15 protein-coding genes are annotated in these 14168 nt (G+C 62.3%); 2 read left to right on the plus strand and 13 right to left on the minus strand.

The genetic code is table 11. The features are described from left to right. Nucleotides 1-12: 12 nt before the first annotated feature. From AC0L21_RS02250 to AC0L21_RS02310, 13 genes are all read right to left on the minus strand, one after another. Complete coding sequence (locus AC0L21_RS02250) at nucleotides 13-189, minus strand: hypothetical protein (protein ID WP_473257574.1); 177 nt, start codon at nucleotides 187-189, stop codon at nucleotides 13-15. Further along, nucleotides 182-439: a hypothetical protein gene (locus AC0L21_RS02255; protein ID WP_473257576.1), complete on the minus strand. Its 258-nt coding sequence runs from the start codon at nucleotides 437-439 to the stop codon at nucleotides 182-184. The genes AC0L21_RS02250 and AC0L21_RS02255 overlap by 8 nt, the downstream gene beginning before the upstream one ends. Nucleotides 440-667: 228 nt before the next feature. Next, the gene (locus AC0L21_RS02260) at nucleotides 668-1786 is read right to left on the minus strand and encodes a helix-turn-helix transcriptional regulator (RefSeq protein WP_473257578.1); all 1119 of its coding nucleotides are present in this window, start codon (nucleotides 1784-1786) and stop codon (nucleotides 668-670) included. A gap of 112 nt (nucleotides 1787-1898) precedes the next feature. Beyond that, nucleotides 1899-3017 carry a helix-turn-helix transcriptional regulator gene (locus tag AC0L21_RS02265; RefSeq protein WP_473257581.1) on the minus strand — a complete coding sequence of 373 codons (1119 nt, stop codon included), beginning with the start codon at nucleotides 3015-3017 and terminating at the stop codon, nucleotides 1899-1901. 165 nt (nucleotides 3018-3182) lie between these two features. Further along, entirely contained in the window at nucleotides 3183-3431 is a 249-nt protein-coding gene (locus tag AC0L21_RS02270; RefSeq protein ID WP_473257583.1) for a DUF6894 family protein, read from the minus strand. Nucleotides 3432-3513: 82 nt separating this feature from the next. Then, on the minus strand, nucleotides 3514-4485 hold the full coding sequence (locus tag AC0L21_RS02275) for a helix-turn-helix transcriptional regulator (RefSeq protein WP_473257585.1): 972 nt from the start codon (nucleotides 4483-4485) through the stop codon (nucleotides 3514-3516). 228 nt (nucleotides 4486-4713) lie between these two features. After that, nucleotides 4714-5871, minus strand: coding sequence for a helix-turn-helix transcriptional regulator (locus tag AC0L21_RS02280; RefSeq protein ID WP_473257589.1), 1158 nt, complete (start codon nucleotides 5869-5871; stop codon nucleotides 4714-4716). Nucleotides 5872-6111: 240 nt separating this feature from the next. Further along, nucleotides 6112-6624: a hypothetical protein gene (locus AC0L21_RS02285; protein ID WP_211399667.1), complete on the minus strand. Its 513-nt coding sequence runs from the start codon at nucleotides 6622-6624 to the stop codon at nucleotides 6112-6114. Between the two features lie 90 nt (nucleotides 6625-6714). After that, nucleotides 6715-7161: a MaoC family dehydratase gene (locus AC0L21_RS02290; RefSeq protein ID WP_473257593.1), complete on the minus strand. Its 447-nt coding sequence runs from the start codon at nucleotides 7159-7161 to the stop codon at nucleotides 6715-6717. A gap of 384 nt (nucleotides 7162-7545) precedes the next feature. Continuing rightward, nucleotides 7546-7968 carry a hypothetical protein gene (locus AC0L21_RS02295; protein WP_007592397.1) on the minus strand — a complete coding sequence of 141 codons (423 nt, stop codon included), beginning with the start codon at nucleotides 7966-7968 and terminating at the stop codon, nucleotides 7546-7548. A 12-nt stretch (nucleotides 7969-7980) separates the two neighbouring features. After that, nucleotides 7981-8202 carry a hypothetical protein gene (locus AC0L21_RS02300; RefSeq protein ID WP_007592399.1) on the minus strand — a complete coding sequence of 74 codons (222 nt, stop codon included), beginning with the start codon at nucleotides 8200-8202 and terminating at the stop codon, nucleotides 7981-7983. A 195-nt stretch (nucleotides 8203-8397) separates the two neighbouring features. After that, the gene (locus AC0L21_RS02305) at nucleotides 8398-9216 is read right to left on the minus strand and encodes a lytic murein transglycosylase (RefSeq protein ID WP_473257595.1); all 819 of its coding nucleotides are present in this window, start codon (nucleotides 9214-9216) and stop codon (nucleotides 8398-8400) included. Nucleotides 9217-9255: 39 nt separating this feature from the next. Then, entirely contained in the window at nucleotides 9256-11109 is a 1854-nt protein-coding gene (locus AC0L21_RS02310) for a flavin-containing monooxygenase (RefSeq protein WP_473257597.1), read from the minus strand. Nucleotides 11110-11285: 176 nt separating this feature from the next. On the opposite strand from AC0L21_RS02310, the gene AC0L21_RS02315 reads away from it, so the two are divergent. Beyond that, the gene (locus tag AC0L21_RS02315) at nucleotides 11286-12911 is read left to right on the plus strand and encodes a long-chain fatty acid--CoA ligase (protein ID WP_473257599.1); all 1626 of its coding nucleotides are present in this window, start codon (nucleotides 11286-11288) and stop codon (nucleotides 12909-12911) included. Between the two features lie 43 nt (nucleotides 12912-12954). Beyond that, on the plus strand, nucleotides 12955-14166 hold the full coding sequence (locus tag AC0L21_RS02320) for an acyl-CoA dehydrogenase family protein (RefSeq protein ID WP_473257601.1): 1212 nt from the start codon (nucleotides 12955-12957) through the stop codon (nucleotides 14164-14166). The last annotated feature ends 2 nt before the right edge of the window (nucleotides 14167-14168 follow it).

Below are 14168 nucleotides of genomic sequence, written 5' to 3' on the forward strand. Positions count from 1 at the left end.
TCCGCCCTCCGGTCAGTCGTAGGGAATTTGCAAGACCGGGATATCGGCGCTCTCGGTGCAAACGGCCGGCACGAGTGGAACCGACGGATGCGCGTAAGCGTGCGATCGCTCCAGCATCGCGAGGCCGACCAGTTGGAGAGCAACGAGCGCCGCGGTCAGCGCAATGGCGACGATGCTGACGTTACGCACGCTCGAATTTGGGGTGGCCGGTCTTGCGCTCGCGCGGATCAACTCCGTTGGCATTTTCAAAAGTATCCTCTTCACGGGAGACGGGAATAATTTCATTCAAACACGGCGCTTCGTGCGGCTGGTCCAGCAGGTGGCGATAGCGTTTCAACACGCGCTGCGCGTCGATTTCCCGCTGCGCGCGGAGTACCGCGCCTATGCGGGCGACGATATCGCGGAACCTGCCTGTCAGAACCGGTGACGCCGTTCGCATGACAATCTCCTCTCAATCTGTTCGAGAGATTGACGGGATCCACTTCCGCCTGCAGTGAGTTGCTTCACACAATGCCTGACGTGTCGAACAACAGACCGCGTGATGTTCAGTAGAATAGAGCGCGGAAAATCGCGTCATTCGATCGAACGACGCGCGATAACTTTCTAATGATGTTTCTGATTGAACCTATTGCGAGCTGCTGCGACTCGCCTGCGTTTTGAACGCGTCTCAGTGCACGAGCGGATTGGAGAATCCAGCTGCGAGCTTGACGAGATCGGCTTGACGAGAAACGCCGGTCTTGGCGAACACCCGATGCAGATGCGTCTTCACCGTCGTCTCTGCGATACCGAGCGCAACCGCGGTCTCCGGCACGCCGCCGACATCGACGATCGACTGCAAGACCCTCAGTTCCGCAGGCGTGAGTTCGAAGGTGCGATCAATGAGACCGGCACACGAGCGGCCGTCGAGTTCCGCTTTCCAGATGAACAAGGCTCCCACGGCCGAACTGCGCTCGGCCGTCCCCTCGCGCAGCAATGACGGCAGCGCGATGATTTGCGCGACGTAGTAGGAACCGTCGCGCGATATCAGCGGAATTTTCCGCCCCGAAGATGCCGCCAAAGCGACTTCGCTTGTGTCGCGGAAGATATCGCGCAGGGCCGAGTTTGCAGCGGAGGAGCTTGCCACCAACCGGCCCGAGACAGACCGCAGGACATCATCGACGGCCAGGATCGTCTCCGCGGCCAGATTGCTGTGGACGATATGACAGGTCGAATCGAGCAGAATGACGCCCGCGTTGAGTCGGCCCACGACGTCGGTGAGCGCGATCGCGCGCTGCTGCTTCCGTTCGATGGCCCGGTTGATCAGCAGCGCCCGGCTCGCATGCGGAACCAGGAACTGCATCCGCGCCCGTTGTTCGGCGTCGAGCATCTCCCTGCCCGGGATCACCGTCATCAGCATCGGACAGGACGACTTCGACTGCTCGAGCACCACGTTGGCGACGTCGACGCAACCTTGGGGGCGCAGCCATTCCTGGTAGAAGCGGCCGCGGCGATATTCGTCGAAATCCACGAGATCGGGGATGTTGCGCACCTCGCCGTAGCGCGGAAGCCGAGCGAGCGGGTCGTACCGGGAGTAGGTCTCCGCATAGAGCTGAATGTAGTGCGGATCGACTCCGCAGTAATAATGCGTCGCGCCTGATTTGCTGACCGGGTCCTTCGAAATCAGACCACAGGCCTGGCTGCCGATGAAGGCATTGAGCTTGACAACGACCTCGCTCCACAACTCCGGGTGGAGACCCGCGTCATAGATAGTCTCGATCAACTCGGACGGCTTTGGAGGTCGGGGCATCGGACGAGCCAATGGTGACACATGGAGATGGCGACATGTTCTTCATGCCTGGCGGCTTCCGTGAGTCTTTCGCGGGAGCGAAAGGTTCAATCGTGATAGCAAAATCAACGGTCTAGTTGACGAGCGGATTGGAGAATCCTGCAGCAAGCTTGACAAGATCAGCCTGACGCGAAACGCCCGTCTTGGCGAACACGCGGTGCAGATGCGTCTTCGCCGTCGTTTCCGCGATACCGAGCGCGACCGCCGTCTCCGGGACGCCACCAACCTCGACGATCGACACGAACACGCGCAGCTCGGCCGGCGTAAGGTCGAATGTCCGCGCGATCAATTCGCCGTAGGACTGTCCGCCGAGCGATACCTTGCGCAGGAGCAGCGCACCGACGGCATCGACCACCCGCTCGCTGCGGTCCCGCAGGACGGACGACAGCGGCAGGATGTGCGCGACGTAACGCTCGCCCGAAGGCGAAAGCAGTGAAAACGCATGCCCCTTTGTGGCAAGCAGGGCAATTTCATTGCGGGCCGCGAACGCTTCCCGCAGCGTCTGATTGGCCTCCGCACTGCTGGTCACTAATTGCCCCGCAACGGACCGAACCAGATCGTCGGCCGCAAGCAAATCGTGCCCCGCGGAATTCGCGTGCACCACCCGGCAGAAACCATCGAGCAGGAAGATGCCGCAGGCAAGATTGTCCAGGACCTCTGCCAGCGCTGTCGCCAGCGTCAGTTGCGAGGTCATGGCGCGGTTGATCAGCAACGCGCGGCTGGCGTGCGGGACGACCAGCGAGAGGCGGTGCTTCATCACGGGATCCACCATCCGGCGGCCCGACAGCACCGTCATCATCACCGGGCAATTCGGATTCGAATTCTCGAGCACGACGTTGGCCGCATCGCTGCAACCCTGCGGCCGCATCCACTCCTGGTAAAAGCGTCCTCGCCGATATTCATCGAAATTGACGAGATCCGGGATGCTGACGATCTGGCCATGCGGCGGCAGGACTGTCAGCGGATCGAACTTCGAATGCGTCTCGGAATAGAGCCGGATGTAGTGCGGGTCCGCCCCGCAATAATAGTGCGTGACGCCGAATTTGCTGATCGAGTCCTTGGAAAACAGCCCGCAGGCCTGGCCGCCGACGAAGTCGCGGATGCCGGTGACGACGTTATTCCACAGCGAGGGATCGAGCCCGGCATCGTAGATGGCCTCGACCAGGTCGGGCAGTTTCCGTGGTCCGTGCATGGCTATAAATGGCCTGGGTGATCAATATCACCAAGCATACCACAACCACAGCATGCGGCATCCTCCGATCGGAGGATGCCGGCCCGGCGGATCGAGCCGGCCGGAACGAACGGACATCCGTTTTGGGCGCTGCTGATGCGGAGTTGCAATACCGCACCGGGACGCTCACGCCTCGTCCCAGCCGACCTTCTCCAGATTCTCCGACCAGACCGCGGCGCGATAGATCTCGCGCCCGTCGGTGTCTCTGACCCGGATGCAGGCATCGCGGCCGCGCAAATCGTCGCGCCAGACGAACAGGTGGCTTGCCATCTCGTTGGCCACCACGAATGTCGCTTCGGGGCATTCGAACACCATGCCACCCGGATCGATCTTCACGATATTGCCGAGCATAAGATCAAAGAAAAAACGGCGCATGCAACACAACACTCCAACTGCGGGCGGCGCACGCCCGTGCCGTCTCCAATCGGCATTTGACCTGACATTCAATCGCGCGCGGTCACGACATCTCGCGGCTCCTGACGTCACTGGGCGTGGCGCCATAAGTCCGCCGGAAGCAGCGGTTGAAATAGGAGAGATCGCCGAAACCGACATCGTAGGCGATCGAGCTGACCGTCCGCTCGGCGTATCCGGGTTCGCGCAACATGCGATGTGCACGCTTGACGCGTTGTTCGATCAGGAAGGACGAGAACGTCTTGCCGTCGGCCTCGAACAGGCGCTGGAGATAACGCGGCGTCACGCCGAGCTCGTGGGCGACCGTGGCAACCGACAGGTCCTGCCGCCAACAATTGTTGGCGATGGAGGCTTTGGCCTTCTGCAGCCGTGCCGCCTTGAGGCCGCGCCGCCCGGCCAGTTCCCGCGGCTCGTTGGTGGCACCGAGGACGATTGCCAGAAGATCGTGCAGATGCCCGACCCCGAGCTGGCGCAAATTGGGCATCGCGAACGCATTCTCCCGCACCAGCGTCACCGCGTAATCGACCAGCAGCCGAAGTCCCGTCGAACTCTCCGGCATGACCCGCATCACGGCGTCATCGACATCCACGATCATCGGCGCCAGCACGCGTCTCGGCACACGCAGCGAGAAACAGCTACCCAGCGACAATCGCTCGAACGTCGTGACGTCCTCCGCGCTCGTCAGGACAGCCTCTCCGGCACGGAGGCTCAGATCGTGCCCTCGCTCGGATATCCCAAGCACGCCGGATCGATTCACGATCAGGGCCAGACTGTCATCGCCATCGGCAACCATGTGCTTGGTGCGAATGACCCGCGCTCCGCACAATCCTCCGATCAGCAATTGGGCTTCCGGCATGACGTGGGACGTGAAGCTCGCCGCGAACGGCTTTCCTTCCCTGGGCTCGACCTCCGCCTTCAACACCCCGCGGCAGTAAAAATCGCGAAGCAGAGGGATGCGCTCGTTTTCGGGAATTTCGTTCGTTGAAACGTTGATAACGGAAAAATCAAACTGGCTCACTGCAATCCTCCAACCGATGAGCAGGCCGGCCGCGCGCTGTCGTTCCTCACACTCGCGTTCGATGCCGTCGTGGCATCTCTTCGCGGCGCTTGCTGCTTTTCACTTTTCTGCAACGCGATATACGAAAGTCTCAAATGACTCGCGTCCTGCATTCGGAGGACACCGGAGCTCGGCTCATCACAATGGATTGAGATTGCGGCACATAGCCGGCGAACCATGTGAAATAAATCACAAGGCATCGTCACCGTCGTTCGTTCGACGCGCGAATGGAACGGCAAAGCCGGTGGCGATCTTGACCAGGTCGGCCTGCCTGCCGGCGCCGGTCTTCTCGAACAGGCGACCGAGATGCGTCTTCACCGTCGTTTCGGCGATGCCGAGCTTTGCCGCAATGTCGGGAACGCCGCCAATCTCGATAATTGCCATCAATACGCGCAATTCGGACGGTGTCAGCCTGAAGGCCGCAGCGATCGCATCGGCTGCGAGCCATGTCGCCGCCGATGCCTTCTGAACGAACAGCACCGTGGCTGCAACATCTCGCGATGGAGTGCGATCGCGCTTCAGGGGAAAAGCGTGGAGCAGATAGTGCTGCCCATCAACTGATGTCGCAAGCTCGATCTGACGGCGGGGAACGGAACGAGTTTCGTTCCCTGAATCGATTTCGCACAGGCCACGGAATATTTTCTCGGTCTGGGTGTTACGGGCCACGATCCGGTCGCCGACCATTGCGAGCAGTCTGGCATCCGCGAACAGCCCGCGGCATGCTGCGTTGGAATGCACGACGCGGCCATCTGCGTCGAGCAGGCAGATCGCCGTGCTCAGCCCATCCAAGATATCGGCAAGGTCGTCCACGGTATGCGAGCGTGCCCTGATCTGCCGGCCCATGATCCTGGCGCGCTGGAGGTGCGGAGCAAGCAGCCGCATGCGCTCACGCATCGGCTCGTCGACGAGTCCGTGCGACCGGTGCCGCAACACCTGCAGGATCGTGGTGCGCGTGGCCGACGTCTCGAGCGCGACGGTTGCAAGGTCCATCGCTCCTTGCGGTTCCACCCACTCGCGATAGAAGCTCGTTGTCAGGAAATCCGCATGAGGCATGATGTCGGCTACGCCGATCGTCTGTTCCGCCGCAAGCGTGAGATGACGATCGAGCAGAGGGTCCAGCTCCACATATCGGTCGCGATATAGCTGGCGGAAGCGGGATTCGCTGCCGAAATGCTCATGGATCTCGATCGAGAGCCTGGCTCTGTCCCTGGACAGGATGGTCGCGGCACATCCGCCGATGAAATGCGAAACCTGTTCCAGCACCCCGCTGCGTAGCGCGGGATCGACCGCCGCGTCGTAGATCTCGCCGACGAGAGACGAAAACCGATTTGCGTGGAGGATTGTCATCGGCCGGACGACGCAATCGACGCGGAGAAAACGTTGCAACGAAATGCTGGAATATCGAACATCGTCCTTGCGTAACGTCAACCGCAGGATGCGGCTTGGACGTTTTCGCCAAAGACTAGGATAAATGCGAACAGCGCGCGGACTGTGTGCGATGAGTCACGTGCGCGATGCGTCAGGCGCCGCGCGCTGCAGAACCCTGTCGTCACCGATCCCGCCGACGTCGCATCCGATTCCGGCAATTTACTTGCGATTCTCCTCGCAGAATTTCAGCGCCGCCAGCGCTTCACCGGCACGCGGCACCTGCATCTCGATGCTGTCGTCGTCATCGTCCTCGAAATCGAGCGAGAGACGCTTGGCCTTAGACAGCCGGTCCATCATGGACTGATCGTATTCGAAGATGCCGCGCACGGTGGTCTTGTCCATGACCTCCCACTTGGCCTTCTTCATGATATCGGCGTCGTCGGTGCCGACATCGGCCCGGAGGATCTCACCAACCTTGTCCCACTCCCAGCCGTCATAGATCATGACGATGACAATAGCCTTCTCGGAATAGGTAATGACGATGACGTAGTCCCGGTTCTCGTCTTCCTTGTCCTTGTAGCCGCGGCTCGCATTGCAATGTGCGTCTTGCGTACGCTTTTCGATGGTCCAGTCGCCGACCTTGGATTGTTGCGCCTGCACCGGTCTTGCGGTCAAAGCGACTGCGCTCAAGGCGCCGGCCAGCAACCCGGCGGCGAGAAGAGATCGTTTCATGTCAGCCTCCAGCGTGTTCCCCGGACCGAGATGACCACCTCTGCCGGTGACCCGCAAGGGCTTCAGGGGTGCGTAGGCCCCGACCTTGCCCTACTCCCGCCGCGGCACGATCGCGATCGGGGTGAAGGTGTAAACCTCCTCGCCGTTCTGGTTGAACATGGTCCATTTCACCAGTGCGATACCCTGCGGCTTCGACTTCGACGGCGCCAGGCTCATGACCTCGCCAACCAGATGCAGGCGGTCATCGGGCCGTACCGGGATGGTCCAGCGCAGCCCGTCGACGCCGGCGCCGATCAGCGGATGCGGGCCGAAGGGGCGGGTCTGGATCGCGAGGCTCATGGCAATCGCAGCGGTGTGCCATCCCGAGGCAGCGAGACCCCGGAACAGGGTCTGCTTGGCGGCTTCGTGGTCGAGATGCATCGGCTGCGGATCGAACTCGGCCGCGAACCGCTTGATGTCGGCCTCGGTGACGTGAACTTCGGGGGATTTGAACTGCATTCCAATGGTGAGATCGTCGAACCACTCGACCTGCGCCATGATTTCGCCTCGCCATGTGATGCGCCGCCTCGCGGCTAATGGGATTGAGCAAGAGCGGGATGTAGCGGCTCCGCAGCGCACAAACCAGCCCGGGGTTCCCCAAGAAACCCGTTTCCAGATGCGACGAAACACGCCTGAAACAGATGCTCGGTTATCTGGTTGTCAAAATCATACAGGGACGGCCACCATGCAATTCTTCCTCGACCTGATCTGGGATTATTCCTGCTGTCAGCACCTCGTCGCCCTGGCGCCGCAGGAGGACGAGCTATGATCGAGCTGATCTCGGCCCTGCTCGCGCTTTGCAGCGTCGGCGTTTTTGCAGCGCACGCGGTGGATGCCTATCGCACCACACATTACTGATAGCCGTGCACTGATAGCCTTGCCCTAGAACGGCCGCCGATAGAAATGCTCCGAATGCGTTGCCGGCGGAAACCTGTTGGCGAGCGCGAGAGCTCCCCTTTCGTCGGTTTCAAGTGCGATCTTCTGTGCGAGCATGACGTCGCCGGGGACGAGAAAGCCTGACGGGACAAAGCACCACCCCATTGTCGCGTTTCCGGCCGCGTCGATCTCGTGGACATTGGCGGCGGTGCCATAGTGGATGCGATAGGTCTTGCCGGTATCGCAGCCGACGACATCGAAATGCCGGTACTGCTCGAATTGCGCGCGCTGCGCCGGTGACAGCCATTCGGCCAGGAGCCGCCGGCCGCGGGCATCCGGCGTGTTCTCGCCGAAGAAGCGCCGATAGAGTTCGCGTAGCGCATGCAGACGCGCACGCGCCGGCGCGCGGAGCCAGACCGCCGCGATCATGAGCAGCTCAGATCAACCGCCGACCAGGCGGGGATAGAACAGCGTTTCCTGCGCGGTCGGGTCGAACGATCGGATCCGGGTGACTTCGCCGGGTCCGGTTCGCAGCGCGGCGGTGAAGCCCGCTCCGGTCAGCTCCCGAAAGCGCCGTTCGGCCCGCGCCAGCGCTTCGGCATTGCCAGGATCAAACTCGTGGCGCGTGTCGCCAGTCTGGTCCATCACGATCTGGGTTGCCATGTTGAGTCTCCTCATGCCCAGCCCTGTTCGATCAAAGCAAACCTCGTGCCGTCGGTTCCAGTTGGCAACAACTTTCTCTTGCCCGCGCATCACGCCTTGCTGAGCAGCAGGGTGCCCAAGCGAAGTGGATGCCGGTCCGCATAAGGAAAACGCGCCAAAACAAGAAGCTAGAGCCCGTTCGAAACGGGGCTCTGGTCAGCGCGAGGCGGCCGTACCTCCGCCCTCGTCGATCTGCCGTCCCATCAGGGCGATCGCCTTCTGATAAACGCCGGCGGCATTCCAGGCTTCGATGGCGGCGAAATTCGGCTCGCCCGGCTGGTAACCGGCTCCTGCACGCCAGCCGTGGGCCTTGAGGAAATTCGCTGTCGAGTTCAGCGCATTGGCGGCAACTTCGAGATTGCCTGTGCCGTAGGCCAGGATGTTCTTGGGCATGAACTGGGTCTGGCCGACTTCGCCGTGCATCGAGCCGCGGGTTGCCCCCGACAGCGTGCCGCGATCGATCAGCTTCAGCGCCGCATAGAGCTGGTCGGTGAAGAATTCGGGACGGCGGCAGTCGTAGGCGAGCGTCGCAATCGAGGAGAGCATGTTCTGGTTGCCGCGCTGGCTGCCGAATCCGGTCTCCATGCCCCAGATCGCGATCAGCGGCCCCGGCGGAACGCCATAGCGCTGCTGGATCGAGGCGAACAAGGCGGCCTGCGACTGCTTGAGCTGGCGCCCCTTGGCGACGATGGTAGTGGCGCCGCGCTTGGCGAGGAATTGGTCGAGCGTCAGCGAGAAGCTGCGCTGGCCGCGGTCGGCCGCGATGGTGGCACTGGCGTAATTGGTCTGCATCAGCGCCCCGAGCGCGGTCTGGCCGACGCCTTTGCCCTGCGCTTCCGCACTGAACTCGCGCTTCCAGGCCTCGAAACCGGCCGACGAGCTGCCGCATTGCGCGGCGTGGGCGGCGGGCGAGAGGCAGCCGAGCAGCGTCATCGCCCCGAAAACCGCCGCAGTTACAGTTCTGCCCCTGATCATGTCCAATGTCCTCTCTCTGGCGCGATCCAATGCCCGAGCTTACCCGGACGAAGGCGCCGACTCCATGGCGTGATCATACGACAGTTCCAGTCCGTCCAAATTGCCCTCCTTGCGCCACTTGTCGAGCAGCCGCAGGAATGCCACCGGCCCGCGCCAATACTGGCTGTTTCTCGCCGCGATCGGATCGAACACGCCTTCATTGTTGTAGTAGCCGGGCGTGCATTCAGCGAGGTAGGTCTGGCGTCCGAGCGCGGCTTTGACCACCTCCTCAACCCAGGCGTTTTCGGCCGCCAGCGTCGGCTCAAGAGTTCGCGCCTTGCGCTTGCGCGCTTCAGCGATCACGTAGGCGATGTGCTGCGACTGCTCGTCGATGATGTGCGGAAAGTTGGCGCTCTGGCCGGCCTGCACCATGACGATCAGGAAGCAGTTCGGGAAGCCGCGGCTGTAGAAGCCATGCATCGTCTTGACGCCGTCGCGCCAGCGCTCGGACAGACTCGTGCCATCGCGTCCATAAATCTCGAAGCCCATACGACGGGCGTAATCGGTGCCGACTTCAAAACCGCTCGCATAGATCAGGCAGTCGAGCTCATAGGCCTTGCCGTCGACCACGACGGCGTTCTCGGTGATGCGCTCGACGCCTTGCCCCCTGGTGTCGACGAGATGCACGTTGGGACGATTGAAGGTGTCGAGATATTCGTCGTGGAAACACGGCCGCTTGCAGAAGGCCTTGTACCACGGCTTTAACGCCGAAGCAGTTGCCTCGTCCTTGACGATCGCGTCGACGCGCGCCCGGATCTCTTCCATCTTGCGATAATCGGCCTGCTCGATGACCTTGAGCGCCTCCTCGATCGAGGTCACCGGCTGCGTCTGGCGACGCGGCGCCAGCAGTATCTCGCCGAGCAGGCCGGTCCAGCCGTCCTGCACCAGATCCTGTTCGAATGGCTCGCCCGAGATCACCGTGGTGAAATTGTCCATGCGCTCGCGCTGCCAGCCGGGTCTGAGTCCCTGCGCCCAGCTCTGATCCGTCGGGCGGTCGTCGCGCACGCCGATCGCCGACGGCGTACGTTGGAAGACGTAGAGCTCCTTGGCCGAGCGGCCGAGATGCGGCACGCATTGCACGGCGGTGGCGCCGGTGCCGATGATACCGACGCGTTTGTCGCCAAGACCACCAAGATCACCTTCGGCCGTGCCGCCGGTGTAGGCGTAATCCCAGCGGCTAGTGTGGAAGCTGTGTCCCTTGAAGTTTTCGATACCGGGAATGCCCGGCAGCTTCGGACGGCTCAGTGGGCCTCCAGCAGGGATGACGAAGCGCGCGCGGATGCAATCACCGCGATCGGTCTCGACCAGCCAACGTGCCTCGTACTCCTGCCATTCCATGCGCGTGATGACGGTCTGAAACAGCGCGCGCTCGTAGAGATCGAAGTGACGGCCGATGCGGCGCGAATGTTCGTAGATCTCGGGGGCTCGCGCATATTTACGCACCGGCATGTAGCCGGTCTCTTCCAATAACGGCAGGTAGATGTAGCTCTCGGTATCGCAGGCCGCACCAGGGTAGCGATTCCAGTACCAGGTGCCGCCGAAATCGGCGGCCTTTTCCACGACCCGGAAATCATCGATGCCGGCCGCGCGCAGTCGCGCGCCACACAGAAGGCCGCCGAAGCCGCCGCCGACGATGACCACCTCGGTCTGTTCGCTGACGGCCTCGCGCGCAAATCCGGAATTGGCCCAGGGATCGTCGAGATAGCGCCCAAACTCGCCGGTCACCTCGACATATTGCGCCTTGCCCTCGGTGCGCAGGCGCCGATCGCGCTCGTCGCGATAGCGCGCACGGAGTGCGTCAATGTCGAGTGTAGATTCGCCGGCTGCACCGGTCTTGTGTCTTTCCGCTGACATCCGTTTCCTCCCCGGCGGAAACTGCTTCGCCGGCAGCTCGCATCACTTAGCCCTGAAAAAGAGACGCATGCAATCAGGTCCCTCGCTTTTTACGTGAACGTCGCGTGGCGTTCCGCTAACCTCAAGCGCACATCACAAGCGCACGCCGCGCAACGACGTGGCGATCCGGAGGAACGATGCAGGGATTGATGATGGATATGCCGCTCCTGATCAGCGGCCTGATCCAGTATGCCGCCGATTATCACGCCGAGGCCGAGGTCGTCGCCCGCGAGATCGAGGGCGACATCCATCGCTACACCTATGCGGACGCCCATCCGCGCATCAAGCGCATGGCATTGGCGCTCAAGAGGCTCAGCATGATGCCCGGCGACAGGGTCGGCACGCTGGCCTGGAATACGCACCGGCATTTCGAAATGTTCTACGCCGCGCCGGGCATGGGCTATGTGCTGCACACGATCAACCCGCGGCTGTTCCCCGAACAGCTCGTCTATATCGTCAATCATGGCGAGGACCGGCTGCTGTTCATCGACCGCGCCACGCTGCCGATCGTGGAGGCAATCGCGCCGCAGCTCAAATCGATCGAAGCCTATGTCGTGATGTGCTCGCGCGAGCGGATGCCGGAGACCAAACTTGCCAACGTCCATTGCTACGAGGAGCTTCTGGACAAAGAGAACGACGCCGGCTTCGTCTGGCCGGAGTTCGACGAAAAGTCGGCGTCCACGATCTGCTACACCTCCGGCACCACCGGCAATCCGAAGGGCGTGATCTATTCGCACCGCTCCGCGATCCTGCAGACCATGGTCTCCTGCAATTTCGACTTCCTGCCCGGGCACCTGGAAGGTGTGCGCGAGGTGATGATGCCGATGGCGCCGCTATTCCACGGCAACGGCTGGAACATGCCGTTCACCGCGCCCTATACCGGTTCGAAGCTGGTGCTGCCCGGCCGCAATTACGAGCCGGACAAGCTCTACGAATTGCTTGAAGGAGAGAAGGTGACGCTGTCGGCGGGCGTGCCTAGCTTCTGGCTGATCCTGCTCGACTGGCTCGGACGCACCGGCAACAGGTTCTCGACACTTCGCGCAACATTGTCGTCAGGCTCGGCGCCGCCGCGCGCGATGGTCGAGAAGCTCAAGCGTGAGTATGACATCGACTACATCCAGGCCTGGGGCATGACCGAAGCGTTGGGCTGCTCGATGCCGGGCCTTCGGCCGGGCTCCGAGCATCTCGAAGACAAGGAGAAGTTCGACCGCCGCCAGGTGTCCGGCCGCGCGTGTTTCGGCACCGCCTTGCGCATCGTCGACGACGGCGGCAACGAGCTGCCGCGCGACGGCAAGAGCGTCGGCCATCTGCGCGCGCGGGGACCGTGGGTTGCGTCCGGCTACATGAAACTCGACGAAGGCCTGGACCGCGACGGCTGGCTGATCACCGGTGACATGGCCGTGATCGACCCCCAGGGCCACGTCACGCTGACCGACCGCTCCAAGGACGTGATCAAGTCCGGCGGCGAATGGATCTCCTCGATCCAGCTCGAGGACGTCGCCTTGTCTCACCCCGATGTGCTGCAAGCCGCCGTGGTCGCGATCAACCATGAGAAATGGCAGGAGCGGCCTCTGCTCATCGTCGTCCGCAAGAAGGGCGCGACCGTCGACGGCAAGACGCTGCTCGACCACATGCGCCCGAAAATCGCGAGCTGGTGGATGCCCGACGCCGTCGAGTTCATGGACGAGTTCCCGATGACCGGCACCGGCAAGGTGCTTAAATCGGCGCTGCGCGAGAAATTCAAAGAGTATCGCGTCGCCTGAGCCGATTGCGCGCCAGCCTGTCCATCGATCGAGGAGACCAAAGATGCTCTACCCGATGTCCCCCAAAGTCGTCGAGCTGAAGCGCAGGCTCGACGGTTTCATGGACCGGCACATCTATCCGAACGAGGAACGCTTTTATCGCGAGGCGGAGGAGCTGGGGCCCTGGAAGGTCTATCCGGTCGTCGAGGAGCTGAAGCCGCTGGCGCGCGCCGAAGGTCTCTGGAATTTGTTCCTGCCGGACTCCGGGCACGGTGCAGGCCTGACCAATCTCGAATATGCCCCGCTTTGCGAAGTCATGGGCCGCTCGCATCTCGCGCCCGAAGTCTTCAACTGTTCGGCGCCCGATACCGGCAACATGGAGGTGCTGGAGCGCTATGGCACGGAGAACGACAAGGAGCGCTGGCTGAAGCCGTTGCTCGCAGGCGAAATCCGCTCCTGCTTCGCCATGACCGAGCCTGCCGTCGCCTCGTCCGATGCGACTAACATCGAAAGCTCGATCGTCCGCGACGGCGACCATTACGTCATCAACGGCCGAAAATGGTACACCACCAACGCGACCGACCCGCGCTGCAAGATCTGCATTTTCATGGGCAAGGCTGATCCCGACAATGCGGACCGCCACAAGCAGCAATCCATGATCCTGGTGCCGATGGACACAGCGGGCGTCGCGGTCAAGCGTCCCCTGCCCGTGTTCGGCTTCTACGGCGTGCCCGATCGCGCCTCCGAGGTCGTCTTCACCGATGTGCGCGTGCCCAAGGAGAACATGCTGCTCGGCGAGGGCCGTGGTTTCGAGATCGCGCAGGGACGCCTCGGCCCGGGGCGTATCCATCACTGCATGCGGCTGATCGGGCTCTCCGAGCGCACGCTGGAAAAGATGTGCCGCCGGGTGCGCAGCCGCGTCGCCTTCGGCAAGCCGGTTTCCGAGCAGACGGTGACGCAGGAGCGCATCGCAGAATCCCGCATCATGATCGAGCAGGCCCGGTTGCTGACGCTCAACGCCGCCTACGCTATGGATACCGTCGGCAACAAGGTGGCGAAAGCCGAGATTGCGATGATCAAGGTCGCCGTGCCCAACATGGCCTGCCAGATCATCGACTGGGCGATCCAGGCCCACGGCGGCGGCGGCACGTCGAACGACTTCGGATTGACGCAGGCCTATGCGACCGCGCGTTTGCTGCGTCTCGCCGACGGCCCGGACGAAGTCCACAGGAACCAGATCGCGCGGTTCGAGCTGAAGAAATATTCGAACGCTTGAAT

The organism is Bradyrhizobium sp. WSM4873, assembly GCF_055811355.1.

Bases quoted from the DNA above. Each gene is read 5' to 3' on its own strand.
- AC0L21_RS02255 (WP_473257576.1), bottom strand. From the start codon at position 439: ATGCGAACGGCGTCACCGGTTCTGACAGGCAGGTTCCGCGATATCGTC.
- AC0L21_RS02260 (WP_473257578.1), bottom strand. From the start codon at position 1,786: ATGCCCCGACCTCCAAAGCCGTCCGAGTTGATCGAGACTATCTATGAC.
- AC0L21_RS02265 (WP_473257581.1), bottom strand. From the start codon at position 3,017: ATGCACGGACCACGGAAACTGCCCGACCTGGTCGAGGCCATCTACGAT.
- AC0L21_RS02270 (WP_473257583.1), bottom strand. From the start codon at position 3,431: ATGCGCCGTTTTTTCTTTGATCTTATGCTCGGCAATATCGTGAAGATC.
- AC0L21_RS02280 (WP_473257589.1), bottom strand. From the start codon at position 5,871: ATGACAATCCTCCACGCAAATCGGTTTTCGTCTCTCGTCGGCGAGATC.
- AC0L21_RS02285 (WP_211399667.1), bottom strand. From the start codon at position 6,624: ATGAAACGATCTCTTCTCGCCGCCGGGTTGCTGGCCGGCGCCTTGAGC.
- AC0L21_RS02290 (WP_473257593.1), bottom strand. From the start codon at position 7,161: ATGGCGCAGGTCGAGTGGTTCGACGATCTCACCATTGGAATGCAGTTC.
- AC0L21_RS02295 (WP_007592397.1), bottom strand. From the start codon at position 7,968: ATGATCGCGGCGGTCTGGCTCCGCGCGCCGGCGCGTGCGCGTCTGCAT.
- AC0L21_RS02300 (WP_007592399.1), bottom strand. From the start codon at position 8,202: ATGGCAACCCAGATCGTGATGGACCAGACTGGCGACACGCGCCACGAG.
- AC0L21_RS02305 (WP_473257595.1), bottom strand. From the start codon at position 9,216: ATGATCAGGGGCAGAACTGTAACTGCGGCGGTTTTCGGGGCGATGACG.
- AC0L21_RS02310 (WP_473257597.1), bottom strand. From the start codon at position 11,109: ATGTCAGCGGAAAGACACAAGACCGGTGCAGCCGGCGAATCTACACTC.
- AC0L21_RS02315 (WP_473257599.1), top strand. From the start codon at position 11,286: ATGCAGGGATTGATGATGGATATGCCGCTCCTGATCAGCGGCCTGATC.
- AC0L21_RS02320 (WP_473257601.1), top strand. From the start codon at position 12,955: ATGCTCTACCCGATGTCCCCCAAAGTCGTCGAGCTGAAGCGCAGGCTC.